Origin of the sequence: Halomarina halobia (genome assembly GCF_029338575.1) — an archaeon.
Lineage (GTDB): Archaea > Halobacteriota > Halobacteria > Halobacteriales > Haloarculaceae > Halomarina > Halomarina halobia.
Map to the genome: position 1 here is coordinate 968,758 of NZ_CP119992.1, position 24,808 is coordinate 993,565.

At 68.2% G+C, this 24,808-nt stretch carries 23 protein-coding genes and 2 tRNA genes; 12 read left to right on the forward strand and 13 right to left on the reverse strand.

Annotated elements, in window-relative coordinates; all coding sequences use genetic code 11:
• Positions 1-2: 2 nt before the first annotated feature.
• Positions 3-434 carry an arsenate-mycothiol transferase ArsC gene (locus P1K31_RS05255; RefSeq protein WP_276305232.1) on the reverse strand — a complete coding sequence of 144 codons (432 nt, stop codon included), beginning with the start codon at positions 432-434 and terminating at the stop codon, positions 3-5.
• 116 nt (positions 435-550) lie between these two features.
• The gene (chrA, locus tag P1K31_RS05260) at positions 551-1,951 is read right to left on the reverse strand and encodes a chromate efflux transporter (protein WP_379793881.1); all 1,401 of its coding nucleotides are present in this window, start codon (positions 1,949-1,951) and stop codon (positions 551-553) included.
• A 172-nt stretch (positions 1,952-2,123) separates the two neighbouring features.
• On the opposite strand from chrA, the gene P1K31_RS05265 reads away from it, so the two are divergent.
• A complete protein-coding gene (locus P1K31_RS05265; protein WP_276305234.1) occupies positions 2,124-2,759 on the forward strand; it encodes a DUF8102 family protein in 636 nt (211 codons plus the stop codon).
• Positions 2,760-2,765: 6 nt separating this feature from the next.
• Entirely contained in the window at positions 2,766-3,278 is a 513-nt protein-coding gene (locus P1K31_RS05270) for a DUF892 family protein (RefSeq protein ID WP_276305235.1), read from the forward strand.
• A gap of 308 nt (positions 3,279-3,586) precedes the next feature.
• Here P1K31_RS05270 and P1K31_RS05275 read toward each other — a convergent pair.
• The 3 genes from P1K31_RS05275 to P1K31_RS05285 all read right to left on the reverse strand — a co-directional run bounded on the left by P1K31_RS05275 (position 3,587) and on the right by P1K31_RS05285 (position 5,044).
• Positions 3,587-3,765: transfer RNA gene (locus tag P1K31_RS05275), tRNA-Trp, on the reverse strand.
• Between the two features lie 71 nt (positions 3,766-3,836).
• Positions 3,837-4,064, reverse strand: a complete 228-nt coding sequence (locus tag P1K31_RS05280) for a DUF5795 family protein (RefSeq protein ID WP_276305236.1) — start codon at positions 4,062-4,064, stop codon at positions 3,837-3,839.
• Positions 4,065-4,108: 44 nt separating this feature from the next.
• Positions 4,109-5,044, reverse strand: a complete 936-nt coding sequence (locus P1K31_RS05285) for a DUF5794 domain-containing protein (protein WP_276305237.1) — start codon at positions 5,042-5,044, stop codon at positions 4,109-4,111.
• A 471-nt stretch (positions 5,045-5,515) separates the two neighbouring features.
• On the opposite strand from P1K31_RS05285, the gene guaB reads away from it, so the two are divergent.
• A complete protein-coding gene (guaB, locus tag P1K31_RS05290; protein ID WP_276305238.1) occupies positions 5,516-7,003 on the forward strand; it encodes an IMP dehydrogenase in 1,488 nt (495 codons plus the stop codon).
• A 6-nt stretch (positions 7,004-7,009) separates the two neighbouring features.
• Here guaB and P1K31_RS05295 read toward each other — a convergent pair whose 3' ends face one another.
• Entirely contained in the window at positions 7,010-7,540 is a 531-nt protein-coding gene (locus P1K31_RS05295) for an AmiS/UreI family transporter (RefSeq protein ID WP_276305239.1), read from the reverse strand.
• Positions 7,541-7,750: 210 nt separating this feature from the next.
• On the opposite strand from P1K31_RS05295, the gene thsA reads away from it, so the two are divergent.
• Positions 7,751-9,436 carry a thermosome subunit alpha gene (thsA, locus tag P1K31_RS05300; protein ID WP_276305240.1) on the forward strand — a complete coding sequence of 562 codons (1,686 nt, stop codon included), beginning with the start codon at positions 7,751-7,753 and terminating at the stop codon, positions 9,434-9,436.
• A gap of 129 nt (positions 9,437-9,565) precedes the next feature.
• Here the strand turns inward: thsA and fmdA are convergent, their stop codons facing one another.
• On the reverse strand, positions 9,566-10,822 hold the full coding sequence (gene fmdA, locus P1K31_RS05305) for a formamidase (protein ID WP_276305241.1): 1,257 nt from the start codon (positions 10,820-10,822) through the stop codon (positions 9,566-9,568).
• Positions 10,823-10,989: 167 nt separating this feature from the next.
• On the opposite strand from fmdA, the gene P1K31_RS05310 reads away from it, so the two are divergent.
• The gene (locus tag P1K31_RS05310; RefSeq protein ID WP_276305242.1) at positions 10,990-11,619 is read left to right on the forward strand and encodes a hypothetical protein; all 630 of its coding nucleotides are present in this window, start codon (positions 10,990-10,992) and stop codon (positions 11,617-11,619) included.
• A gap of 46 nt (positions 11,620-11,665) precedes the next feature.
• Positions 11,666-12,253 carry a carboxymuconolactone decarboxylase family protein gene (locus P1K31_RS05315; RefSeq protein ID WP_276305243.1) on the forward strand — a complete coding sequence of 196 codons (588 nt, stop codon included), beginning with the start codon at positions 11,666-11,668 and terminating at the stop codon, positions 12,251-12,253.
• Between the two features lie 188 nt (positions 12,254-12,441).
• Here the strand turns inward: P1K31_RS05315 and P1K31_RS05320 are convergent.
• A tRNA-Lys gene (locus tag P1K31_RS05320) sits at positions 12,442-12,515 on the reverse strand.
• A 622-nt stretch (positions 12,516-13,137) separates the two neighbouring features.
• On the opposite strand from P1K31_RS05320, the gene P1K31_RS05325 reads away from it, so the two are divergent.
• Positions 13,138-14,586 (forward strand): DHH family phosphoesterase, encoded by a 1,449-nt coding sequence (locus tag P1K31_RS05325; RefSeq protein ID WP_276305244.1) that lies wholly within the window; start codon positions 13,138-13,140, stop codon positions 14,584-14,586.
• Positions 14,587-14,792: 206 nt separating this feature from the next.
• Entirely contained in the window at positions 14,793-15,926 is a 1,134-nt protein-coding gene (locus tag P1K31_RS05330) for a citrate synthase/methylcitrate synthase (protein WP_276305245.1), read from the forward strand.
• Positions 15,927-15,950: 24 nt separating this feature from the next.
• Here P1K31_RS05330 and P1K31_RS05335 read toward each other — a convergent pair whose 3' ends face one another.
• Positions 15,951-16,247, reverse strand: a complete 297-nt coding sequence (locus P1K31_RS05335; RefSeq protein WP_276305246.1) for a PRC-barrel domain-containing protein — start codon at positions 16,245-16,247, stop codon at positions 15,951-15,953.
• 126 nt (positions 16,248-16,373) lie between these two features.
• Entirely contained in the window at positions 16,374-17,147 is a 774-nt protein-coding gene (locus tag P1K31_RS05340) for a helix-turn-helix transcriptional regulator (RefSeq protein ID WP_276305247.1), read from the reverse strand.
• Positions 17,148-17,589: 442 nt separating this feature from the next.
• On the opposite strand from P1K31_RS05340, the gene trxA reads away from it, so the two are divergent.
• Complete coding sequence (gene trxA, locus P1K31_RS05345) at positions 17,590-17,991, forward strand: thioredoxin (RefSeq protein WP_276305248.1); 402 nt, start codon at positions 17,590-17,592, stop codon at positions 17,989-17,991.
• A gap of 46 nt (positions 17,992-18,037) precedes the next feature.
• Here trxA and P1K31_RS05350 read toward each other — a convergent pair whose 3' ends face one another.
• Complete coding sequence (locus tag P1K31_RS05350) at positions 18,038-19,105, reverse strand: phosphotransacetylase family protein (RefSeq protein ID WP_276305249.1); 1,068 nt, start codon at positions 19,103-19,105, stop codon at positions 18,038-18,040.
• Complete coding sequence (acs, locus tag P1K31_RS05355) at positions 19,102-21,198, reverse strand: acetate--CoA ligase alpha subunit (RefSeq protein ID WP_276305250.1); 2,097 nt, start codon at positions 21,196-21,198, stop codon at positions 19,102-19,104. The genes P1K31_RS05350 and acs overlap by 4 nt, the downstream gene beginning before the upstream one ends.
• 245 nt (positions 21,199-21,443) lie before the next feature.
• On the opposite strand from acs, the gene P1K31_RS05360 reads away from it, so the two are divergent.
• Genes P1K31_RS05360 through P1K31_RS05370 form a run of 3 tightly spaced genes read left to right on the forward strand, consistent with a single transcriptional unit; the run spans position 21,444 to position 24,324 of the window.
• Positions 21,444-22,598 carry a metal ABC transporter substrate-binding protein gene (locus P1K31_RS05360; protein WP_276305251.1) on the forward strand — a complete coding sequence of 385 codons (1,155 nt, stop codon included), beginning with the start codon at positions 21,444-21,446 and terminating at the stop codon, positions 22,596-22,598.
• Positions 22,595-23,335, forward strand: coding sequence for a metal ABC transporter ATP-binding protein (locus tag P1K31_RS05365; RefSeq protein WP_276305252.1), 741 nt, complete (start codon positions 22,595-22,597; stop codon positions 23,333-23,335). Before P1K31_RS05360 ends, P1K31_RS05365 begins: the two co-directional genes overlap by 4 nt.
• Complete coding sequence (locus tag P1K31_RS05370; protein WP_276305253.1) at positions 23,332-24,324, forward strand: metal ABC transporter permease; 993 nt, start codon at positions 23,332-23,334, stop codon at positions 24,322-24,324. The genes P1K31_RS05365 and P1K31_RS05370 overlap by 4 nt, the downstream gene beginning before the upstream one ends.
• Here the strand turns inward: P1K31_RS05370 and P1K31_RS05375 are convergent.
• Entirely contained in the window at positions 24,286-24,765 is a 480-nt protein-coding gene (locus P1K31_RS05375; protein ID WP_276305254.1) for a YbaK/EbsC family protein, read from the reverse strand. The two genes, P1K31_RS05370 and P1K31_RS05375, sit on opposite strands and share 39 nt — an antisense overlap.
• Between the last annotated feature and the right edge of the window lie 43 nt (positions 24,766-24,808).

A 24,808-nucleotide genomic window follows, 5' to 3' on the forward strand; every position in this document is an offset into this window, starting at 1 on the left:
GGTTAGCCCTCGGAAGCACTGCCATCTTCAGCCTCGAGTTCGTCGAAGAGATCGGATACGCGCCGTTCGATTTCGTCGCGTTGTCGACGAACGGCGGCGATGCTGTCGCCGCCCGGGTGTTCTATATCCCACTGCTGGCTCTCGCCCTCCCAGTCGTCGGGCCGGAACTGGTCGACCGAACACCCCATCGTCACAACGTCGTCTACGTTCTCGATGTCCTCGGGCGTGATTTCACGGGGGGGCCGGTCGCCGATATCAATTCCTTCTTCCCTCATCACCTCGACGACCGCTTCGTGAACGTGGTCCGCCGGGTCAGTCCCGCCGGTAACGACGTCGATATCCTGACCGCGTCGGTCCCGTTCTCGTTCAGCGAAGGCGGTTGCCATCTGGCTCCTGCCGGCATTTCCGACACAAACAAACGCCACGCGAGTCATACTATCGTGAACGGATCGAACCTCGATAAAGCGTGCCGTCACATTGCTCTCATTCGGTGAACGGACGCAGTCACCGGGCCTTCGAGGAAGGGTTTCAAGGAGCCGAGTCCAGGTGATCAGAGGAGGAAGAACGCCCCGATCCCGATCGCCCCGCCGCCGAGGATCAGATACGCGGCGTGGACGCCGCGGACGAACAGCCAGTACGTGACGATAGCGAGCCCCACGGTGAAGAGATCGAGCGTCGTAGCACCGATCGCGACCGGAAGCGTCGGTGTTTCGACGATAAACGACTCGGCCGCGAGCGTGACCGTCGCACCGAGGATTGCGCCGACCACGGCGGCGTTGACACCCGTCAGAGCCGTCTGTACGACGTCGTTCTCGCGTACCTTCGCGAAGTACGGGAAGAACCCGATGATGAACACGAACGACGGGCCGAACGCCCCGATCATCGCAACGAGTGCACCCAGCACTGCGATCCACAGGACGCCCCCCGAGACGTCGAGCATGAGTTTGTAACCCACGAAGGCCGTAGTCATCACGACCGGACCTGGCGAGAGTTGCCCGATAGCGATCCCGTCGACGAACTCCCGCGCGGTCATCCACGCGAATTCATTTACCACGTACTTCTCGATAAACGGGATGAGAACGAGCCCGCCGCCGTAGATGAACGACCCCGTGTAGACCATGAACAGGAACAGTTTCATCCAGGGGTTCGCCCAGACGACTACCGCGAGCCCCCAGAGGGGGCTCGCTTCGATCGTCCGTCGGACACCTGCGCCAACAAAACTGCGGATCCGATCCCGCAACGAGTAGGCGATACTGAACGCGGCGGCGACGACGCCGAAAACGATTACGCCTCGAGCGTTCGATCGGACCCAGTCGAATCGGTAGACGGCCACCGCGATCAGGCCGGCGACGACGAACTCGACGACAGGATTCGGATTCAGTGAGACCGTCGCAACGATAGCGGCCACGAGGAGCGCGACCAGCAGAAAATCGACGGGCCACGTGTCGGATCCGACGTCGAATTCGGCGTGAGATCGGCCGCCCGCGAGGGCGTTCTGCGCCATCGAGTAGGACGCGCCGACGATCAGTCCGATTACGACGGGATTGATGCCGTAGAAGACGGCCTCGACCGCCGGTACGGTCTGATAGGCGAAGTAGAGCCACGAGAAGACGACGACGATGACGAAGGTCGGCAGCATGAAGAAGACCCCGGCAACGAGTGCGCCGGGGATGCCAGCTCGAACCCAGCCCATGAAGATCCCCAGCTGGGTCGACGCCGGCCCGGGTAACATATTGCAGATAGCGAGACCCTCCATGAAAATCGACTCGTCCGTCCATCGGCGCGAGTCTTCACCGACGAGATCATCCTCCATCATCGCGATGTGGACGAGGGGGCCCCCGAACCCCACGATTCCGATGAACGAGAAGTACCGCGCGATCTCGATCAGTCTCTCGGGGCTCGACTGTCCCCCGTACTGCCGGGGTGCCTCCGTCGCCCGCGTCTCACGCACGTGAACCACCCCGTCCGTAACTGTCGCTGCCGGACTCCGGAGGTCCGCGCTGGCGAGCCATAGAAGGAGGTGATCGCGGATCGGTAAATAAATATCTACCATCGTCTATGAATTCGCATTTACCAGGGTCGTCCGTGTTTATACGTCCAGGTGACGTCGCATGGGATAGCGCATGGCTAATCGCAAAAACGCGATGCTGACCAGCGAAGATCGCCGCTGGCTTACTGGCGAGAAAACGTACGACGGGAAGCACGCCAAACAACAACGGTATCAACGGCGCAAGGACATCCGGGAGCGCATCTATAATTCGATTCTGGATTTTACGGTTCTGTTGGAGCACCTCGACGAGGACGAACGCGGAAAGATATTCGAAGGAACGTCCGGGAACGGGCGCGTGTGGGAGTTAGAGGACGAGCAGCTCCGGGAAGGCATTGCGAACGGGCTTGCGTTTCTCCTCACCAGCGTCGACGTCACGGCACTCTTACGCGGTACGGACGGTGAGCAGGAACCGACTGTCGCCGAGCAGGTACTCTTCGACGCGCTCTATCGAGCCGGTCGGAAAAACGGCGTCCTCGTCGAGGACATGGACGTGCGGTTGAAAACGAAACGGGTGTCCATACCCGAGTTACTGAGTGACCTCGAAGCCGGAAACGAGATCTCGTCCGAGGGACTCCGCCTCCTCATCGAGAGCGACATCGCCGACAAAACGGTAGTTCAAGAGTGTATCCGCGAGGTAGTCTTCGGCAGAGCGCCGCTCGCCGAAGAACACGACGAAGAGGGGGTCGATCACACGGAAGGGGAGGAGTGAGGAACGATGGCTATCCAAACAAAACGTGACATGTTCGAACGAGAGCTGCAAAAGCTCTACCACGCCGAGATAGAAATCCTCGATCTACACAGCGACCTCGCGGCTGCCGCGGACAGTGACGAAATCAGAGCGATTTTCAGCGGCCACGAGGGTGATACGGTCGAGCAGATCGACCGTATCGAGGCGATCTTCGCGACGCTCGATAGCGAACCGCGAGAACGCGGAAGCCCGATAATGGAGGGGCTCCTCGCCGAGAAGGACGAATTCGTCGAAGAAGTCGAAGACGTCGAGCTCCGCGAGTTGGACGTTCTCAGTATCGGAATGATCAACGAGCGGTTGGAGATCACTCTGCTAGATCGCCTCTTACTGCTCGCTGAAGGCCTCGATCTTCCAGACGACGTCGTCTCGCGTCTAGAGACGAACCGGACCGAGGCCAAAACAGCGCTCGAGAAGATGCAGAGTCACCTCGACAAACAGCGTGTCGGACACGATCAACACGCCTCCGACCGTCGAGAGTGAAACCAGATAGAGGGCGAGGGCGGGTGTTACTTGAACCGAATTCGCGGACGATCACGGAGATCATAGGAAAGCCGTGGTGTCGTTCGACCTCACCGCTCCCTACGCGGATAGTTTCGCCGTGCCGGACCCGGGTCCGAACCGCACCCGTCGCTGATCGGCGGTTAGCGACTGTACACTATCCCACAATTGTCACGCACGGAGTGCGGGCAGAGGGATGTTGAACCGCGGTCGCTCGCTCTGCTCGCTCCCTGGTTCAAATCCCCCTCGGACAAATTTCGCTCCTCGCATGAGTGCTCGGAGCAGAAGTATGGGGACGGAGGGATTTGAACCCCCGATCGACTGATATCTCCGGTGTGCGCCTCGGAACTCCAGAGGGTCGTCAACGCGGCGAGGTGATCAGCCCGCCGCTCGGTATATCAGTCTGGAGTCTCGTCCCGGGCGCGTGGCCTCTGGAGTCAGTCGCCATGCCTGGCTTGGCCACGTCCCCGCTATCAAGGACGACGGTTAGACGCCGTAAAGCGGTTACGGTTTCGCGGAACACTCACGTCGCCGGAGCGGTCACTCGCGGTCCGTCTCCCTCCAGTCGCAGTCCTGGCACTTGTACCCCGTCACGAACTCGAGGACGGAGGGCATGTAGCCGACGACGAGGACGTTCCCGCCGCACTCGGGACAGTCGCGGTCAGCGTCCCGGATCGGCTCGGCGTCCATCACGTCCCCGCCCTCGATCAGTTCCGCGAGGGACGTCGGCGTCACCATCCGTCCCTGCACGACTCGGTTCTCTCCCATGGAGGGAGACGGGCCGTCGCGTCCCTAAGCCTTCCCCCTCGCGATCAGAGCCAGGGGGCGCGCTCCGGGTCGCGCCCGCGGTCGCCGTCCGGACCGGCCCCCCCGTCCGCCGCGGCGCTGGCACCGCGCGCCTCCGGGTCGGCGAAGACCGAGGAGACGGGGGCGTCGGCGTCGTCCGCCACGGCCGTCGGGACGGCGTCGGGGGTCGGCTCGCGCTCCCCCGTCGGCTCGTTCCCCGTCTCGTCGACGCGGTCCGTCTCCGTGGGATCGATCGAGAGCAGGCAGGTCACGCCGAGCACGGCGAGCGCGAGCGGGAACTTCGTCTCGGCGTACATCGTGAGCGGGAGGATGCCGAGCGCGACGGCGCTCCCGAAGCGGAAGCGGTCGATGTCGACCAGTTGCCGGAGCGTCGGGCCGGCGAGGGCGGCGACGAGGGCGAAGGCGGTCCCCACGCCCGCGGCGGCCGCGCCCGCCGCGATCTGTCCGGCGTCCGGGTTGAACACCAGTTCGAACCCGACGGGGTCGAGGCTGGCGATGAGCCCGAGTCCGACTATCGTCCCCGGACTGGGGAGGTACTCGCCGACGGTCGAACTGGCGGTCTTCGCCGCGATGGCGAGGATGACCAGCGCGGCGAAGCGCTCGAACGTCTCGAGGACGATGAGCCGCTCGATGGTCGGGGCGAGCGCGGCCTCGACGGCCGCGACCGCGACGATGATCACGCCGACCGAGAGGACCGAGACGACCTGCTCGCGGCGCGTCCCCTCCATCTCCGCGAGGACGACCGCGAGCGTTGCGCTGCCGCCGAACACCAGCAGGCCGACCTCGAAGATGCCCGTTATCGAACTCAGGGCACCGGCGAGAACCAGCGCGGGGAAGATACCGTCGACGAGCGGGAGGGCCATCACCGTCCCGAGCAGACGAGTACCGCGCCCCACGCGCCGCTCGAGGCGCAGGGCGATAGGATGACGTGACGTACTCATCAGTCAGGCGCGTCGGGCCTCACCGTCGGCCGAACGGTAGTGTCCGTCACGATACCGGGGACGCAGGCGAGCCGTCGCGTTCTCGAACGCGTCGTGGGAGGGTCGCCCGAATGTGACGGATTTCCCCGCGAAATTCCCTGTAAACCGAAAGATGTCCATACCGGAATTGAAGGCTATCGAGCCGGTACGCGCTCCGACGGGAATCGCGGAGTCCATACCGGAAGTAACCGTGCATTCGATCATAAACGTTGTGTGAGAAGCGTGCCCACGGAACGAACTCATGTACACTCGTGTCGGCCGTGGACAGCCGTCTCACTGCAGTTTCGGTGATAATCTGTACGAACGTCCAGATCCTCTCCGGGCGAGAATATTGCCCGAACCGATACGAACGCCACCCGTGATCCCTGTGGTCGCGTGTCGCGGGGTCGCGGTACTCGCAACGCTTTTACAGCGAGACCAACCACCGTTTACATGGCGAAGACGCCGCGCGAGGAACCCTTCTCCGAGAAGCTTCGAGTCCCGGAAGCGCTCACGTTCGACGACGTACTGCTGCGCCCGATGGAGAGTCACGTCGAACCCGACGACGCCGAGATGCGCACGCGCGTCTCGACGAACGTGCAACTGAACGTCCCCGTCCTCTCCGCCGCGATGGACACGGTCACGGAGGCGGACCTGGCGATCGCGATGGCTCGGGAGGGCGGCCTCGGCGTCCTCCACCGCAACATGACGGTGGAGGAGACCGCGGAACACGTAGAGCGCGTCAAGCGCGCCGACGAACTCATCATCCGCGACGTCGTCACCGCGAACCCCGACCAGACCGTCCGCGAGGTGGACACGATGATGGAACGCGAGGGCGTCTCCGGCGCGCCCGTCGTCGACGACGACGGCGTCGTCCTCGGTATCATCTCGGGTACCGACATCCGCCCGTACCTCGAGGTCGGCCAGCGCGACGAGGTTCGCGAGGCGATGACCGACGAGGTCATCACGGCCGGCGAGGACGTCACCGCTCGCGCCGCGCTCGAACTCATGTACGAGCACAAGATAGAGCGCGTCCCCATCGTCGACGACGGCGGAACGCTCACCGGACTCGTCACGATGCAGGGCATCCTCCAGCGCCGCGAGTACCAGGACGCCGCCCGCGACGAGAGCGGGCGGCTGCTCGTCGGCGTGGCCGTCGGACCCTTCGAGGCGGATCGCGCCGAGGCCGCCGACGAGGCGGGGGCCGACGTGCTGTTCATCGACTGCGCGCACGCGCACAATCGAAACGTCGTCGACTCCGCGCGCGAGATCGCGGGGACCGTCGAGGCGGACGTCGTCGTCGGGAACATCGGTACGCCAGAGGCCGCGGAGGCGCTCGTCGACTTCGCCGACGGCCTGAAGGTCGGTATCGGTCCGGGGAGCATCTGCACCACGCGCGTCGTGAGCGGCGCGGGGATGCCCCAGATCTCGGCCGTCGCGGGCGTGGCGGACGTCGCGAGCGAACGCGACGTTCCCGTGATCGCGGACGGCGGGATCCGCTACTCCGGGGACGCCATCAAGGCGATCGCCGCCGGCGCGGACGCCGTCATGCTCGGCTCGTACTTCGCGGGCACCGACGAGGCCCCGGGCCGCGTCATCACGATGAACGGGAAGAAGTACAAGCAGTACCGCGGCATGGGCAGCGTCGGCGCGATGCGCTCCGGCGGCGGCGATCGCTACCTCAAGGAAGCCGAGGAGGACGAGGAGTTCGTCCCGGAGGGCGTCGAGGCGGCGACGCCGTACAAGGGCAGCCTCGCCAGCGAACTCCACCAGCTCGTCGGCGGGATGCAGTCCGGCATGGGCTACGTCGGCGCGGCGTCCATCGCCGAGTTCAAGGAGCGCGCGGAGTTCGTCCGCGTCTCCGCCGCCGGACAGAAGGAGGGCCACGCCCACGACGTCGTCATCACCGACGAGGCACCGAACTACAAGATCAGCGAGTGAACGGGATCAGGCGGGAGCCCACGGCCAGAACCCCGCGGCCATCAGGTATCCGGCCGCGCCCGTGACGATGCCCACCGCGATCGTGTACCAGGCGACCGGAACCGTGTAGTCGACCCGCTGGAGGGCGAGCAGGAGCCAGAACGTCGCCCACAGTATCGCCCAGATCCACCAGAGCAGCGCGAGGCCGACGTCGCCGCCGATCCACACGAGATACCCCGTCGGGACGGCGACGACGGTGACGAGGATGCAGTACCAGCCGAGCGACCGCTGGTCGTCGGCGCGGCGGTAGGCGTTGACCCCCACCCAGAGGTACGTAAACGAGAACAGGAGCGTCGCCGCCGCGTTGAACGCCGTCCCCGGCGAGGCCTCGCCCCCGAACGCCCACCACAGGGCGATGAACAGCGTCAACCCGCCGACGAGGAAGTTCAGGACGGCCGTATCGCGGTCGGATCCTCGCCCGAGCAGCCACAGGCCGTTGACGACGAGGACGGCCCCGACGAACACCAGGCCCATCCCGAGTTCCGTGTACAGTGACATTGCTTCCCTCCCCACAGACCATGGTAGCACGGACCACAGCCCGTCAGGACAATTGTCTGACAACAGAGATATACCTGATTGTTCGATTCGGAACGGAGGTTACGTGACGAAAAGACTGACCCGATGACGCGGTAGTCGTCGAACGCAACGGATTAGACGGCGCAGTTACACTTTTGTCGCGAGGCGTGGATGCCATAGTTCAGTGATATCATGCCACATGAAGGTACGCGCTGGGCCCGTCAGCTCAGGAGCGGGGGACTCGATCGAACGACCGGCCGGGACGCTCGTCGCGCCAACATCGCGGCCGGTCGAGCGCTCGCGGCCACGCTGCGGACGACGCTCGGTCCGGCTGGACGCGACAAGCTCCTCGTGGGGACCGACGGGCTGGCGGTCGTCACGAACGACGGCGCGTCGATCCTGGATCGGATGGAGATCGAGCACCCCGCGGCGTCGTTGCTGTACGACGTCGCGTCGAAACAGGCGGAACAGGTCGGCGACGGCACGACGACCGCGGTGCTCCTCGCTGGCGCGCTGCTCGACGAGGCGGAGGACCTGTTCGAGCTGGGCCTCCGCCCGGGGACGATCACCGCGGGGTACCATCGGGCGTGCGATCGAGCGCTGGAGACGCTCCCGACGCTGACGCTCGGCGGCGAACCGACCGACCGGGAGACGCTCGTCGCGGTCGCACGGACCTCCATCACCGGGAAGTGGTCGGAGCCGGAGGCGACACACATCGCCGAACTCGCCGCGGACGCGGTCCTCGCGGTGAGGGATGATCGCAGGGTCGACCGACACCGCATCACGCTCCAGGGGGTACCCGGCGGAAGCCCCGGCGACACGGAACTCGTCGACGGCCTCGTCATCGACATGGAGGAGTCCTCCGCGACCGCCGACGAGGCGATCCACCTGCCGCGCCGGTTCGCGGACGCACGCGTCGCGCTCGTCGACGCGCCGCTCGGCGTCCGAAAGGCGAGCGCGACCCGTGCCGTGACGGTCGAGGACGCGGACGGCCTCGACGCCGTGACGGCGCACGAGGAGAGTCAGCTTCGGGAGCAGATCGAGCGCATCGCGGACGCCGGGACGGACGCGGTGTTCTGCCAGCAGGCCGTCGACGATGTGCTCCGGTCGCGTCTCGTGCGCCGCGGGATACTCGCCGTCGAACGGACGCGACGGGACGAGATGCACAAGCTCGCCCGCGCCACGGGCGGAACGCTCGTCGCGGACATCGAGGAACTCGCGCGCGATAACCTCGGCCGGGCGGGCGTCGTCGAGCGGCGACGGCTCGCCGGGCGCGGTCTGACGATCGTTCGCGGCAACGCGGAGTCGGAGCAGGTGTCGTTGCTGCTCCGCGGGGGCACTCAGCACGCCATCGACGAGACGCGCCGGGTGGTCCGGAACTGCCTGACCGTCGTGACGCTCGCGCTCCTCTACGACGACCTGCTCCCGGGCGGCGGCGCGACGGAGGTGGCGCTGGCCGCGGACCTCCGCGACTTCGCCGTCGGACTCGACAGTCGCGAGCAACTGGCGGTCGAGGCGGCCGCCCGAGCACTGGAGGCCGTCCCCCGAACGCTGGCGGAGAACGCGGGACTCTCGCCCATCGACGTGCTGGCCGACCTCCGCGCCCGCCACGACGGGGGCGACGCGACGGTCGGGATCTACGCCGCGGACGGTTCGATCGCCGACATCGCCGCGCGGGGGGTGGTCGAACCGCTCGCGGTCAAGCGACGGGCCATCGCGGGCGCGACCGAGGCCGCGAACGTGCTCCTGCGGGTCGACGACGTCGTCGCCGCGCGCGGCGGTGACGCCCGCGGTCACGACCACGACCACGATCACGGGATCGGGGACGATCACGGTAGACACCGACACGGCAGTTATCCCTGGGCGATCGGACACTGAGATGACGTCCCGACCGTGGCCGGGGGTCCTCCGTCTCGCTTCGACTTCGGGTGACTTCCGAGGGGCGAGCGCGTGTCCCTCCGACCGGAGAGCCACGCGACGACGAAAAACGGACGGCCGGGTGTGCGCTCAGGAGGGTTCCGCCACGTTACCCCGCGCCTCGCTCGGCGCGTCCTCGAGGCTGTCCGGATCGACGTCGAACTCGAACACCTCCTGGGGCACCGAGACGGTGACGCAGGTGTTCGGGAGGTCGACGATGCCGGCGATGCGGCTCTCGACGGGGACGGTGCTGAGGAGGATGTAGCCCTGTTCGCGGCTGTACCCGAAGTTGGTCAGGTAGTCGATGGCGTCGAGGCAGGCCCGGCGCATCGCGACGGTCGAGTTCTTGTAGTGCTGCGTCCCCTCCTCGTCGACGGAGTACCCCTCGAAGACGATGTACTCGGAGAACTGCGGCTCTACGTTCCCCGGCTTGAACATCGCGTGATCGATCCCGAAGCGCTCGACGCCGTTCTTGATGAGGTCCACCTTCAGGTCGACGAACCCCGCCATCTCGATGGCACCGCAGAACGTGATCTCGCCGTCGCCCTGCGAGAAGTGGAGGTCGCCGGTGATGAGCTTCGCACCGTCGACGAACACCGGGATGTACACCCGCGAGCCGCGACTGAGGTTCTTGATGTCGCAGTTCCCGGCGTTCTCGCGCGGCGGGATGGTCCGCGCCGCCTCCTCGGCCGCCTCCTCGACCCGGCTCTCGTCCATGTCCCCGAGCATCACCTCGTTGGGCTCCGGCGGGAGCGCGAGCGGCGGATCGTCCTCGCGCGTCTCGTGGTTCACCGCCGTCTCGTTCTCGGGGCCGCGTTCGATGAGCGCCCGCTCGCGTTCGTTCCACCGTTCGAGCAGGTCGTGGGAAGGCGACGTCCCCACGATACCGGGGTGCGACAGCCCCGCGAACCGCACGTCCGGCACGTGTCGCGAGGACGTGTAGACGCCCTCCAGGTCCCAGATCGCCTTCCGCGCCTCGGGGAAGTGGTCCGTGAGGAACCCGCCGCCGTTGTCCTGTTCGAAGATGCCCGTGAACCCCCACTCGTGGTCGGGGAACGGCCCGAGGTCGAGGATGTCGACGACGAGGATGTCCCCCGGTTCGGCCCCCTCCACCTCGAAGGGACCGCTCAGGTGGTGGTTCGGATCCAGCCGCATGTCGCGTATGTCGTTCGCGCTGTCGTCGTTCACGACCTGGTTGCCCGTCCAGTCGAGGCACTCGACGCGGAACGTCTCCCCCGGCTTCACCGTCGCCACGGCCGGCACGTCCGGGTGCCACCTGTTGACGATGGGATCCGGCTGCTCGTCGGGGGGTTTGTCCGTGTCCACCTCGAACACTGTTTCTACCATGGTCCGAGCTATCAATCGGCAAGCAACAAAATAGTCCTAATCGTCGCCGCGGATATAGTACCGGACGACTACAGGTGAGAGGGGCGAATGACGGAGTTCGGTTGCGGCACCGCACGGCGCGCCGACGGCGAACGATTAACGGGTTCGCCGAACGACACTATACGTCCATGACATCGACCATCCGGGTTCCGTCGCTCGATGCGTGCGCTGCGGTGTACGTCGCCGCGCGGGAGGCGTTCGAGGACGACCCCTTCGACGCGGACGACCTCGGACGGCACCTCCTCGAACGCGAGGGTCCGAACGGAGTCGCCCCGCACGACGACGCGCTCGTCGCCCACCTCGCGTTCCTGGTCGGGGCGGGGGCGCTCGACCGCCGCGAGGACGGTCGGTTCCGCGCTTGGCATCCGCCCGATGCGCCGGACGACGAGTGGCGCGAGGGGGCCGCGGCGACCGCATCGGCGCTCGCGAGTGCGGTCGCCCGAGCACCGGGCGAGACTGAACCGGCCGAAACGGGGATGGCCGCGTTTCGGTACCGCGGGGAGCGCTACGTGTCGGTGTCCGTACCGTCCGACGATCTGGCCGACCGGATCGCCGACGCGATGGCGGACGCGCCGAGCGCGGCCGGCGTGGGGCTCTACGCACCGGCCGACGCCGTCGGACCGGTCCAGCACGTCGCCGACCGACTCTGCGACGAGTTCCCGACCGAGGAGGTCGCCGTCCGGTTCGAGAAGGAGACGTCGGAGGTCGTCGCCGTCGACGACGGCCTCGAGTTTCGCCTCTACCTCCGTGCGGTGTGATCCACCGTAGCACGTTTGTCGCTTCGCGCTGTACGTACGCGCGCCTATGCCCTCGCGAATCGACACCGTCGCGCCCGAGGAGGCCGAGGACGAGGCGGTCGGCGCGCTCCTCCGGGACGCCCGCGACGGGTGGTACGGCGACGCCGCCTTCTTCGGGGCGATGGCCCACCGGCCGGAACTGTTCGAGCGAATCGCCGCCGTCTTCGAGGCGTTCCCGCGGAGCGAGCGTATCGACGCGGAGACCCTGGAACTGATGCGACTGCGGGTCGCCGCCGTGAATCGCTGCGCCTACTGCGCGACGGTCCGCACCCGGGACGTGGCCGACGACGTCGCATCGAAGGAGGACGCGGTGCTCTGTGGAACGGCCGACCTCGACGACCTCGACGACCACGAGGCCCTCGCCGTTCGGCTGGCCGACGCCTTCTCGTCCGACCCGCACGGCATCACCGACGAACTGATCGACGATCTCCGGGACGAGTTCGGCCGGGAGGGACTCGTCGAACTCCTCATGTTCGCCGCGCTCGAAGTGGGCTTCGATCGTTTCTGCATCGCGCTCCGGCTAGATACCACCGAGGAGAGCGAGTACCCGACCGGACTGCGCTATCCCTTCGACGACGACGCGACGACGGAGTGACGACCATCGTCGGATGGCTAGCGGGATTGCGCGACGCTAGAACGAGCGCTTCGTGCCGGGTCGGAGAGCGGCGAGGAGGGTGAGGGGCCGAGAGGGATTTGAACCACGGTCGCTCGCTGACGCTCGCTCCCTGATTCAAATCCACTCAGGAACTCGTTCGGTGCTCGCTGTCGCTCGCACACGAACAGCGGGCTGAGAGGGATTTGAACCCTCGGCCGTCTGGTTAAGAGCCAGATGCTCTGCCTGGCTGAGCTATCAGCCCTCGATTTCGAGTAACTGCGGTTGATTCATATAGGTTTCCTTTCGACCGGCCCCTGCGTCGCCATCGCGTACGGCGAACTACCACGGAGAGCGGCTCACGTCGATCGGCCGAACGAGGATATATTCATATTTTGTCGGTATTAAATTAATTTTTCTGCATAATTAATATATAGCTGGGTGTCGAAGGGTGCGCCGGGGACCGGCGCGGAGCGCACCGTAGAATGGGAGCGTTTCGCGCCGAGTTCTCCACAGGTGGGATCGTCTCGGCGACCGACCGTCGGTCGCCTCCGTGGGGTTTTCTTCGTACGTCCGGGGCGAGCGGTCGCGACGCGTTCCGGCGGGCGGATCCGTCCCGGGTCGATCGCCAGGCGCGCGTGCGTCCGGGGAGCGCTGTTGGTTGGATCTCTCCGGAGACGCGCGTCGAGTAGGTGTCGACCCGCGTCCGTGCCGGTGGTCGGTATCCCGGGCGTCGAACGTCGCGAAGCGGTGCATCCGACGGACCAGATGCGCCGCGTTCGACAACGCGAACGAGCGTCGGACGTGCCCTCACCGACGTTTTCGGAGCGGAGCGTACTCACCGATCCCACTTATTTAAAGTACGAGGCAGTCAGAGGTAGCATATCATGAGTACCGCCATCACCATGGCGTCCATGTCCACGTACGCCATCCTCGGCTGCGGTAGCGTCGGTCACGCCGTCGCCGAGGCACTCGAAGAGGAGGACAAGGACGTCCTCATCATCGACATGGACGAGGGGCGCGTCGAGGCGCTCCGCGACCAGGACATGGACGCTCGGATGGCCGACATCCGCGAGGCGAGCGTCGCGGACGACGTCGCGGACCGCGACGTCGTCCTCATCCTCTCGTCGGACGTCGACGCGAACATGGCCGCCGTCGAGAACATCCGCGACCGGGGAGGCGAGCAGTTCATCGTCGCGCGCGCCTCCGACCCGGTGTCGGCCGACGACCTCGCCGAGATGGGGGCGGACGTGGTCATCAATCCCTCGGCCGTCATCGCCGACTCCGCGTTGCGCGCGCTCGAGACGGGCGAACTCGAGTACAAGACGGGTAAGCTCGCCGAGATACTCGACGGATCCGATAGCAAACTCGCCATCCTCACTCACCGAAGCCCCGACCCGGACTCGATCGCGAGCGCCGTCGCGCTCAAGGCCATCGCGGAGGCCCGCGACGTCGAGGCCGACATCGTCTACGACGGCGAGATCGGCCTCCAGGAGAACCGCGCGTTCGTGAACCTCCTCGGCATCGAACTCGTCCCGCGGAGCGACGTGACCCTCGACGACTACGACACCATCGCGCTCGTCGACCACGCGCAGGCCTCGGAACCGCCCGTCGACCGCCACATCGACATCTACATCGACCACGCGGAGCCCGAACTCGAGTACGACGCCCGGTTCGAGGACATCCGTCCCAACATCTCCTCCACCTCGACCATCCTCACGAAGTACATCCAGGAGTTCGACCTGAGTCTGAACGAGGAGGTCGCGACCGCGCTGCTCTACGGCATCCGCGCGGAGACCCTCGACTTCAAGCGCGACACCACCCCGGCGGACCTCACCGCCGCGGCGTACCTCTACCCGTTCGTGGATCACGACACGCTGGAGCAGGTGGAGTCGCCGAGCATGAGCCCCGAGACGCTCGACGTGCTCGCGGAGGCCATCCGCAACCGCGACGTGAAGGGGAGCCACCTCGTCTCGAACGCCGGGTTCGTCCGCGACCGCGACGCGCTCGCGCAGGCCGCTCAACACCTCCTCAACCTCGAGGGGATCACCACGACCGCCGTCTTCGCCATCACCGAGGACACCATCTACCTCGCCGCCCGCTCGAAGGACATCCGGATGAACATCGGCGCGGTGCTCGACGACGCCTTCGGCGACATCGGCGAGGCCCGCGGCCACTCCACCGACGCCACCGTCGAGATCCCGCTCGGTATCTTCACCGGCATCGAAACCAGCGAGGACAACCGAGACACGCTACTCGCGCTCACCGAGGAGGCCGTCAGGCGGAAGCTCTTCGACGCGATGGGCGTCGAGACGGGCGACTCCAACGGGAGCTGAGCGACCGACGTACCGACGACCGGCGCATCCGTGACCGCTCCGGCGGCGGTCACCCGGCGATCGAGCTATCGATGGCCGACCTACCGCCGACCTACCGGCGATCGAGTCATCGGCGATCGACGTATCGCCGACCGTGAACCCCCCACGTACCGGCAACCGCCCCCGCAGGGGTGTGGGATAAATCCCTCCGCCCGCTAGACGTCACTATGACGGACGACACCTTCGCTCCCGGTCTCGAGAACGTCATCGCCGCCGAGACGCGCCTGAGCCACGTCGACGGCGAGGCGGGCGAGCTCGTCATCAGCGGGTTCCCGGTGGAGGAGCTCGCGGCGAACGCCACCTACGAGGAGACGGTCTTCCTGCTCTGGAACGACCGCCTGCCGGACGCCGACGAACTCGACGCGCTGCGCGACGACCTCGCCGCCCGCCGCGACCTCGCCGACGAGGCCTACGAGGTCGTCCGGGCGGCCGCGGAGGACGGTGCCGACGCGATGGACGCCCTCCGGATGGGCGCGGCGAGCGCGAACCTCGGCCGCGAGGACGAGTCCCCGGAGGAGGCCGCCCGGACCGCCGTGGCGCGCTTCCCGACGGTCGTCGCGGCCTACTGGCGGACGCGCGAGGGCGAGGCGCCCCTGTCGCCCCGCGAGGACCTCTCGCACGCCGGCAACTACCTGTACATGCTCACCGGCGAGGAGCCGAGCGACGCGGAGGTCCGCGGGCTGGAGACGTACCTCAACACGGTCGTCGACCACGGGCTGAACGCCTCGACGTTCACCGCGCGGACCATCGCCTCGACGCGGTCCGACGTCGTCTCGGCCGCGACGGGGGCCGTCGGCGCGCTGAAGGGCCCGCTGCACGGCGGCGCGCCGGGACCGGTACTCGACATGCTCTTCGAGATCGAGGAGACGGGCGACCCCGAGGCGTACCTCCGCGAGCGACTGGCGTCCGGCGAGCGCATCATGGGTTTCGGTCACCGCGTCTACCGGGTCCGCGACCCTCGCGCGGCGGTCCTCTCGTCCGCCGCCGAGCGCTTCTACGAGGCGGACGGCGACGGCGAGTTCTTCGCGCTCGCCGCCGAGGTCGAGGAGACGGCGACGGACCTGCTCGCGGAGTACAAACCGGATCGCCCCCTCGACACGAACGTCGAGTTCTACACCTCGCTGCTCCTCCACGGCATCGGCATCCCCCGGGACCTGTTCGCGGCGACCTTCGGCGTCTCGCGCGTCGGCGGCTGGACCGCCCACAGCCTCGAACAGCTGGAGGCCGATCGGCTCATCCGCCCGCGCGGCCGGTACGTCGGGGACGCCGATCGGACGTGGACGCCGCTCGACGAGCGATAGGCGGGGACGTGGACGAAACCCGACTCAGACCGCCGCTTCCTCTTCCGGCTCCTTGAGTCGTTCGACGACGTCGTTCACGAGGATGACGTCCCCGACGGCGCGCACCCAGCGGTAGGGGATGAGCACGCCGCGAGCGCCGCGAGCGCGGTCCTTGAACAGCTCGCCGTTGAGCTGCGAGAGCGCGAGGCCGGTGACGCGCTCGCTGTCGAGGTCGAGGCGGAGGTCCTCGACCTGACCGACGAACACGCCGTTGTTCGAGTAGACCTCCCGTCCGACGAGCGAGGTGATCTCCTGGGGTGTCGGGTTCGCGGTGATCTCCATGTCCCCGCCGTCGTAGCGGGAGGCCTTAACAGTACTGTCAGACGGCAGTTCACCGCCTCGTGGAAGCGTCGGCGAGACGAGGCGAGGACGGAGGTTCGTGGGCCCCCGGCAGTTACGCTCGCGCGTTCACGGGGTCGGTATCGCCCGGGCGTCGTTCCAGATCCGTTCGACGTACTCCGCCGCCCACTCGACCGCCCCGGGGTCGTCGTTGCAGATGATCCCCCGGAGGTCGTCGTCGTAGACGGTGACGCTCATCGTCGTCTCGTCGTCGCGCGAGTAGAGCCTGAGGCCGAACGGCGGCGCGTCGGGGGACTCGCGGAGCTCCACGAGCCCGGTTTCGAGCGCCGCCGCGACGGCGTCCGCGTGTCCGGCGAGCAGGCGTTCGAGCGACGCGGGCGCGAGCACGACCCGCACGGCCGTCCCGTCGAGGATCCGATCGCGGTAGAGCCGGACGTATCGATCGGCGACCAGTCCGCCGGCACCCCGAACCTCGTCCGCCCGACCAACCAGTTCGGCGATCCGTCGGGCCGGTCGCTCCGGATCGCCCCCGTCGGCCGCGACGACCTCGGCGCCGGCGAGCGCCCGCGCGTCGAGCGGCGCGTCCGGCGGCAGCACGTCGAGGACGTCCGCCGCGGCGCGGATCCCCTCGGACCGTCGGCGGAACTCCCCGTAGGAGGCGGCGGCGAGCCGACCGGCGGCCGTGGTGCGATAGCCGTCCCCACATCGCTCGATGAATCCGCGCTCCGCGAGTTCCCGAACGGCGCGGTCGACCGTGGAGCGCGAGACGCCGAGCGCGTCCCCGAGCGCGGGCTTGTCGGCCGGCCGTTCGGCGATCCGGTCCAGCAACTCCGCGCGTCGAGCGAGCAGATCGAGCACCGCCTCCGGCACCGGGTCGCGCACTCAGCACACGTGAGCGCACCAGCACGTAAACGTTCCGGGACCCCCGCACCCATACATAAATGGGGGAAACTTTTTTATAAGTATGTTCACTCGTTACGTGTCCGGTCGAGCGGTGAGGTAATTATCCTGGCTAGGCTATGAACGTTTGCCGGATGCCTCTGACAGCCCGGCACTGCGTGTCTCGAACACGCACTCGTCGCCGGTCCGCCCGAACCGGCGACGAGGTGGGGAGTGACTCCCCCGCTATTCGTACGGCACACTCGACGACCGGAAGCGACCGCGCCGCGCAAGCGTCCGGTTCGACGCGCGAATCCCCGGCGATCGGATCACCGCAGCGGCGGACAGCGATCCCCCGCTGCGCCGACGAGCGCCCCGCCACGGTTGTGCAGACAGCGGACACACAGTCGGCGTAATTAAGCCGTCGTCGAGAGAATACCGGAGTATGAGTGAATCCGACGAGGAACTCGACGCGATACGCGATCGAAAGCGCGAGGAACTCGCGAAGCGAGCAGGTGGGGGCGACGCCCCGGACGAGCCGATCCACGTGAACGGCGCGGAGGAGTTCGACGAGGTCGTCGCGGGCCACGACGTCGTGCTCGTCGACTTCTACGCGGATTGGTGCGGACCGTGCAAGATGCTCGAACCGACGATCGAGACCCTCGCCGCCGACTCCCCGGCGACCGTCGCCAAGGTGGACATCGACGCCAACCAGGCGATCGCGCAGTCCCACGGCATCCGTGGGGTTCCGACGCTTCAGCTCTACGCCGGCGGCCGGCAGGTCGAGCAGTTCGTCGGCGTACAGGACGAGGCGACGCTCCGATCGGCGATCGAGCAGCACGCCTGAGCACGCCTGAGGGAGTCCCCCCTTCCGGATCGTCGTCGGAGCGCGCTCACCCCGCGAGGTCGAGCATCCCGTCGACGTCAGCGCCGTCCTCGAGGAGTCCGCGCATGACCTCGACCGTCTCGGCGCTCCGGGCGCGCCCCTGCCTGAGCACGTCCTCGGCCCGCTCCACGGCCGTGATGGTGTCCGTCTGGACCGTCAGGATGGGCACGCCCTCCTCCTCGGCGCGGCCGACGACCGCGCCGGCGGGGCGGAACCCGCCGGTGAGCAGGAGGCACCTGATGCCCGGCGCTTCGAGCGCCGCCGCCTGGATGTCCGAGCGGTCGCCGCCCGTGATCATCGCCGCGTCGCGGGTGCGGCGGAACTGCCGGAGCGCGTCGTCGGCACCCATCGCGCCCACGGTGAAGCGCTCGATGAAGGCGTCGGTCGGCGCGCTCGTCGTCACCACCCGCGCGCCGAGGTCGTCCGCGAGCTCCGCGACCGTGACGCCCGCGAGTTCCTGCACGCGGGGGAGCGCGCCGAAGACGGTGATCCCCCTCCCCTCGAGGAAGGGAACGACGTCGGTCGTCAGCTGGTCGTAGGCGGCGTCGGCGACCGCGTTGAACAGGACGCCGCCGAGGCGGTCGCCGAGGTGCCGGGCCGCGGACAGCACCGCGTCCACGTCGCCGGGCTGTTCGTAGCGGGCGATGAGGACCGCGGTGGCGTCGAGCAGGTCAGCGACGTCGGCGTCTGTGAGGTCGACGACGCCGCCCGTCGAGAACGACCCGCCGCCGTCGACGAGCACGAGGTCCCTGTCTGCGGCGAGGTCGTCGTAACTCTCGCGCACGCGCTCGTGGAGGGCGTCCGCGTCCTCGCGCCCGCGCAGCGCCTGCTCGACGAACGTCGGCGAGTAGACGACGGGTTCGAGGTCGGCCATCTCGGCGTCGAGGTCGAGGAGTTCGCGCGCGAGCAGGGGGTCCTCGTCGAGGGTCTTGCCGACTGCGCTCTGGAGGCGCGTCCCCTTCGGTTTCATGTAGCCGACGTCGAGGCCGCGCTCCCGCGCGAGTTGCGCCAGCGCCAGCGTGACTGCAGTCTTGCCTGTGCTCTCGTCGGTCGATGTGATGAGGATCGGGTTCATAGCTCGTCGGGGTCGATGGTGAGTCTGATGTCGACGGCGGTCGCGCCGTCGGGCGTCGCAACGAGGGGGTTGACGTCGAGTTCGAGGATGGCCGGGAAGTCCGTCACGAGCTGCGAGAGCCGCTGGATGACCTCGACGACGCGCTCCTCGTCGACGGGTCGGCGGCCGCGCGCGCCGCGGAGGAGCGGCGCGGCCCGGATGTCGTCTACCATCCCCGCCGCCTCGGGCTCGCTGACGGGGGCGACCCGCACCGTCGTGTCCTCCAGCACCTCGACGAAGATGCCCCCGAGGCCGAACAGGACGAGCGGGCCGAACTGCGGATCGCGGTTCATCCCGGCGATGGTCTCGATGCCCGCCTCCAGGTCGAGCAGTTCCTGTACCTGCACGCCGAGGATCGTCGCGTCGGGCTGGTAGTTCTTCGCGCGGGCGACGAGGTCCTCGTAGGTGTCGTAGACGTCGTCGTTCCGGACGCCGACGCGGACGCCGCCGATGTCCGACTTGTGGAGGACGTCGGGGCTCACGATCTTCATCACGACGTCGCCCTCGATGGACTCGGCGACCTCGATGGCCTCCTCGGGCGAGGAGACGACGTCCCCCTCGGGGATCGGGACGCCGTAGGCGTCGAGCAGCCCCATCGCCTCCACCCCGAGGCGGGTGTCGCCGCGGTCGGCCGCCCCCCGCAGGATCTCGCGCGCTCGTTCCCGGTCCACGTCGAACGTCGTCGGCTCGACGTACTCCCGCTCGCGGATCTCCGCGTACGACCGCAGCGCGTCGAGGCTCTCCACCGCGCGCGCCGGGTCGAAGTAGGTCGGAATGCCCGCCTCGCCGAGGATCTCCCGCGCGGACTCGGTCCGCTCGCCGCCCATGAAGCAGGTGGCGACGGGGAGGCCCGACTCGGCCTGCCGCCCGACGACGGCGGACGCGAGGTCGTCGAAGGTGAGCACGGCGGTCGGGCAGGTGACGACGCAGACCGCGCCGACGTTCGGGTCGTCCATGGCGATCTCGATCGCCTCGGCGAACCGGTCGACCGGCGCGTCGCCGATCACGTCCACCGGGTTGTAGATGTTCGCCTCCTCGGGGAGGGCCTCCTCGAAGCGGGCGAGCGTCTCGTCGGCGAACGACGCGAGCGAGAGGCCGGAGTCGCCGATGGCGTCCGTCGCCATCACCCCGGGGCCGCCCGCGTTCGTCACCACGGCCACCGAGTCCGTCTCGGGGAGTGGCTGGCCCGCGAGGATGCTCGCGGCGTCGAACAGCTCCTGGACGTTCTCCGCGCGGACGACGCCCGCCTGTTCGAGTCCGGCCTCGTAGGCCGCCTCGCTCCCGGCGATGGTGCCGGTGTGGGAGGCGGCGGCCGACGCGCCCGCCTCAGTCCGACCGGACTTCACGAGCACGATGGGCGTCTCGGCCGTCACCTCGCGGGCGGTTCGGATGAACGACGCGCCGTCGGTGATCCCCTCGAGGTAGCCGAGGACGACGTCCGTCCCCTCGTCGTCACCCCATGCCTCGACGAAGTCGCGCTCGTCGAGGACGGCCTTGTTGCCGAGCGAGACGACGTCCTTGAACCCGATGCCGCGGTCGTTCGCCCAGTCCAGCACGGCCGTGATGAACGCGCCCGACTGGCTCATGAAGGAGATGCTTCCCTCGAGGGCGTTCTCCGGCCCGAAGGTCGCGTTCACGCCCGCCGGCGTGCTGATGATTCCGAGGCTGTTCGGCCCCACCAGATCGAGGTCGTGCTCCTCCGCGACCGCGCGGAGTTCCCGTTCGCGCCGCGCGCCCTCACTCCCGGTCTCGCCGAACCCCGCAGTGATGACCACCACGTTCTCGACGCCCGCCTCGGCGATCCCGCGGACGACGTCCACCGCGACGCGACCGGGGACGACGACGACCGCGAGGTCCACCTCGCCGGGAACGGACGCGACGTCGGGGTACGCCTCCCTGCCGAGCACCGACTCGGCGTTGGGGTTCACCGGAACCGTCTCGCCCTCGAACGAGTCGAGCATGTTCCTCATCACGGCCCTGCCGACCGACCCCTCGCGCTCGGTCGCGCCGACGACGGCGACGCGTCTCGGGGTGAACAGCGTTTCCAGTCCCATTCGTCGCGTGGGGCTACACCGGCGCGTCCGATATACGTGCCGACCGTTCCCGATCGGCGGGAGCCGCGGCGGGCGGGCCGTCCGCCCGTCGAGCGGGCGAGGGGCGGATGATTTGGCGGACGATCGTGGTCGCGCGTGCGTGCGCCCGCTGACGAGTTCGACGCGCCGCCCGCCCCGGAGATGATAACAACCTCTCCGAATAGGATGGTGCATTTTATTAATCTGGAATAGCATCTTAGTATCAGATGGCGAAACTCACACGACGGTCGCTGCTGGCGTCCGGAGCGACGGTCACGGCCGGAGCGCTCGCCGGGTGTCTCGGAAGCGTCGATCCCGCGACGGGATCGAACGAGAACGGCGTGGAGGCGTCGTTCTACGTGCTCGGGGACTTCGGTCGTCGCGTCGGGGGCGACGCCCTCGACGTCGGCACGCTGGTGCCGTTCGGCCAGCACGGCCACGGCTGGCAGCCCTCCGCGGACCTCCAGCGCCGCGTCCGCGAGGCGCGGGCGTTCCTCTACATGGGGGAAGGGTTCCAGCCGTGGGCCGACGACGTGGTCCGCAGCCTGGGGGAGGACGGCGTCGACGTGGCGATCATCGCCGCGCGCGATAACGTCGACCTCATCGACGCGGCCGGGGACGGCGGCCACGACCACGACCACGACCACGACCACGGCGACGAGAACGGCACGCACGAAGGCGAGAACGAATCCGGGACCCGCGACGAGGGGGGACACGATCACGAGGGCGAACACGACCACGGCGACGAGAACGACACCCACGGAGGCGACATCCACGAAGGCGAGCACGGGGAGAACGGGTCCCACCGCGAGGAGGGCGACGAGGAGGCCGACGGGCACGACCGCGGCGGAAAGGACCCGCACTTCTGGCTCGACCCGACCCGGGCGGCGACCGCCGTCGAGACCATCCGCGACGGGTTCGTCGATCTCGCGCCTGACGAGGGAGCGACCCTCCGCGAGAACGCGGACGGCTTCGTCTCCGAGCTCCGGGACCTCGACGCCGAGTTCGAGGAGGCGCTGTCCGGTCGCTCGAAGGGGGCCGTCCTCGTCGCCGGGCACAACGCCTTCCAGTACCTCGGCGAGCGCTACGGCTTCGCGGTGCACGCGCTGACCGACCTCTCGCCGGACGACAGCCCGACGACGAGCGACGTGCGGCGCGCACGGGAGATCATCGCGGCGGACGACATCGAGCACGTCCTCGCGCCGGTGTTCGAGTCCGATCGGGCGGCGAAGCAGCTCGTCGCCGAGACGGACGCGACGGAGGTGCTCCCGATCACGGCCCTCGCGGGATACAGGGAGGAGTGGGAGGAGCAGGACTGGGGGTACGTGGAGGTCATGCGAGAGATCAACCTCAAGAGCCTTCGGACCGCACTCGGCGCATGAACGCGGTCGAGGTCGACTCCGTCACGTTCGCCTACGGCGAGCAGCCCGTCATCGAGGACGTGTCGATGACCGTCGAGGACGGCGAGTTCCTCGGCCTCGTCGGACCGAACGGGTCGGGCAAGAGCACCCTCCTCGAACTCGTGCTCGGACTGCGCCGGCCGGACAGCGGGACGGTTCGGCTGTTCGGCGAGCCCGCCCACGAGTTCGACGACGGGACGCGCGTCGGGTACGTCGCCCAGCAGGCCACGCGCGCCGCGGGCGAACTGCCGATCACGGCCCGCGAGGTCGTTCGCATGGGGCGGTACCCCCACGCGGGGATTCGGCGCCTCGGCGCGGACGACCGCCGGGCGATCGAGGACGCGATGGCGAGAGTCGGGGTGACCGACCTCGCGGGCCGTCGCGTCGGCTCCCTCTCGGGCGGCCAGCGCCAGCGGGTGTTCATCGCGCGGGCGCTCGCCTCCGAGGCCGACCTGCTCGCGCTCGACGAACCCGCGGTCGGCGTCGACGCCGACTCGCGGGACGCCTTCTACGACCTCCTCGCCGACCTCAACGACGGGGGGATGACGGTGATCCTCATCGAACACGACCTCGGCGTCGTCACCGAGCGCGCCTCGCGCGTGGCCTGCATCAACCGCCGGGTGTTCTTCCACGGCGATCCCGAGGGCTTCGCCGACAGCGACGCGCTCGCGAACGCCTACGGCGCGAACCAGCGCCAGCTCCACCACGATCACCCGTGACCGCGCCGACGCTCCTCGCGGCGCTCGCCGCCCCCGGGCCCCTGGAGGCGCTGTTCGACCGGGCGCTGTCGCTGTTCGGCGGGGTATCGTGCGCCGCCGGCCGCGTCGCGATCGGCGGCGACGTCTTCTGCGCGGGCTACATGCAGCAGGCACTGCTCGCGGGCCTCTGCGTCGGCGTCATCGCGCCGCTCATCGGGACGTTCCTCGTCCACCGGCGGCTGGCGTTCATCGGCGACACGCTCGCACACACGGCGTTCGCGGGCGTCGCCGTCGGCCTGCTCCTCGGCGCGAGCCTCGACGCGCCCGTCTCGCCCTACGCAGCCGCGCTCGTCGTCGCGGTCCTCTCGGCGCTGCTCGTGCAGGCCATCGCGGAGTACACCGACGCCTACGGCGACGTGGCGATGGCGATCGTCCTGTCCGGGGGGTTCGCGCTCGGGACCGTCCTGATGAGCCTCGACAGTGGCGGCCTCTCGGTCGGCATCACCGACTACCTCTTCGGGAGCCTCTCGCTCGTCACCCGCGCGAACGTCGGCCTGCTGGTCGTCCTCACGCTGATCGTGGTCGGTGCGGTCGCGCTCGCGTACCGGCCGCTCGTCTACCTCACGTTCGACGAGACGGCGGCGCGCGTCGCGGGCGTGAACGTCCGTCGCCACGAGCGGCTGCTGGTCGTCCTCACCGCGCTGGTCGTCGTCGCCGCGATGCAGATCATGGGCGTCATCCTCGTCGCCGCGATGCTCGTCGTCCCGGTCGCCGCGGCGGCGCAGGTCGCGACGAGCTTCCGCCAGTCGCTCGCTCTCTCGGTCGTCGCCGCCGAACTCGCCGTCGTCTCCGGCATCGTCGTCTCGTACTACTTCGGCCTCCAGGAGAGCGGCATCATCGTCCTCATCGCCATCGGGGTGTTCGCGTTCGCCGCTGCCGCCGCCCGAATCGGGGTCCCCGAGCGGGCGGCCTCACTCCTCCGCGAGGTCGACGACCGCCGCGTCCGCTAGCTCCCGGAGCGTCTCGGGGGCGATCGGGAACACCGCGTCGGGCGTCCCCGCCGCGGCCCACACCGTCCCGTGATCGACGAGCGTCTCGTCCAGGTAGACGGGGACCGCCTCGTCGTGACAGAACGGGGGGACCCCGCCGATGGACCATCCGAGCGTCTCCCGGATGGCGACCGGATCGGCCATCCCGGTCGCCGACGGGTCCACGTCCCGGAGGGCCGCGACCTTCCCCATGTCGACGCGGTTCGCGCCGCTCGTCACACAGACGACTAGGTCCTCGCCCGCGCGAACGGCGATGGCGCTCGCGATCTGGGCGACATCGCAGCCGACCGCCCTCGCGGCGTCGGCCGCCGTCTTCGTCCCGTCCTCGAACTCGTTGACGTCGGGGTCGAAGTCGTATCGCTCTCTGGCGCAGTTCCGAAACTCCTCGGCGCGCGGGTGCATGTGGCGTCCGGAGACCGCCACCGTCATAGCCTTGATGGATACG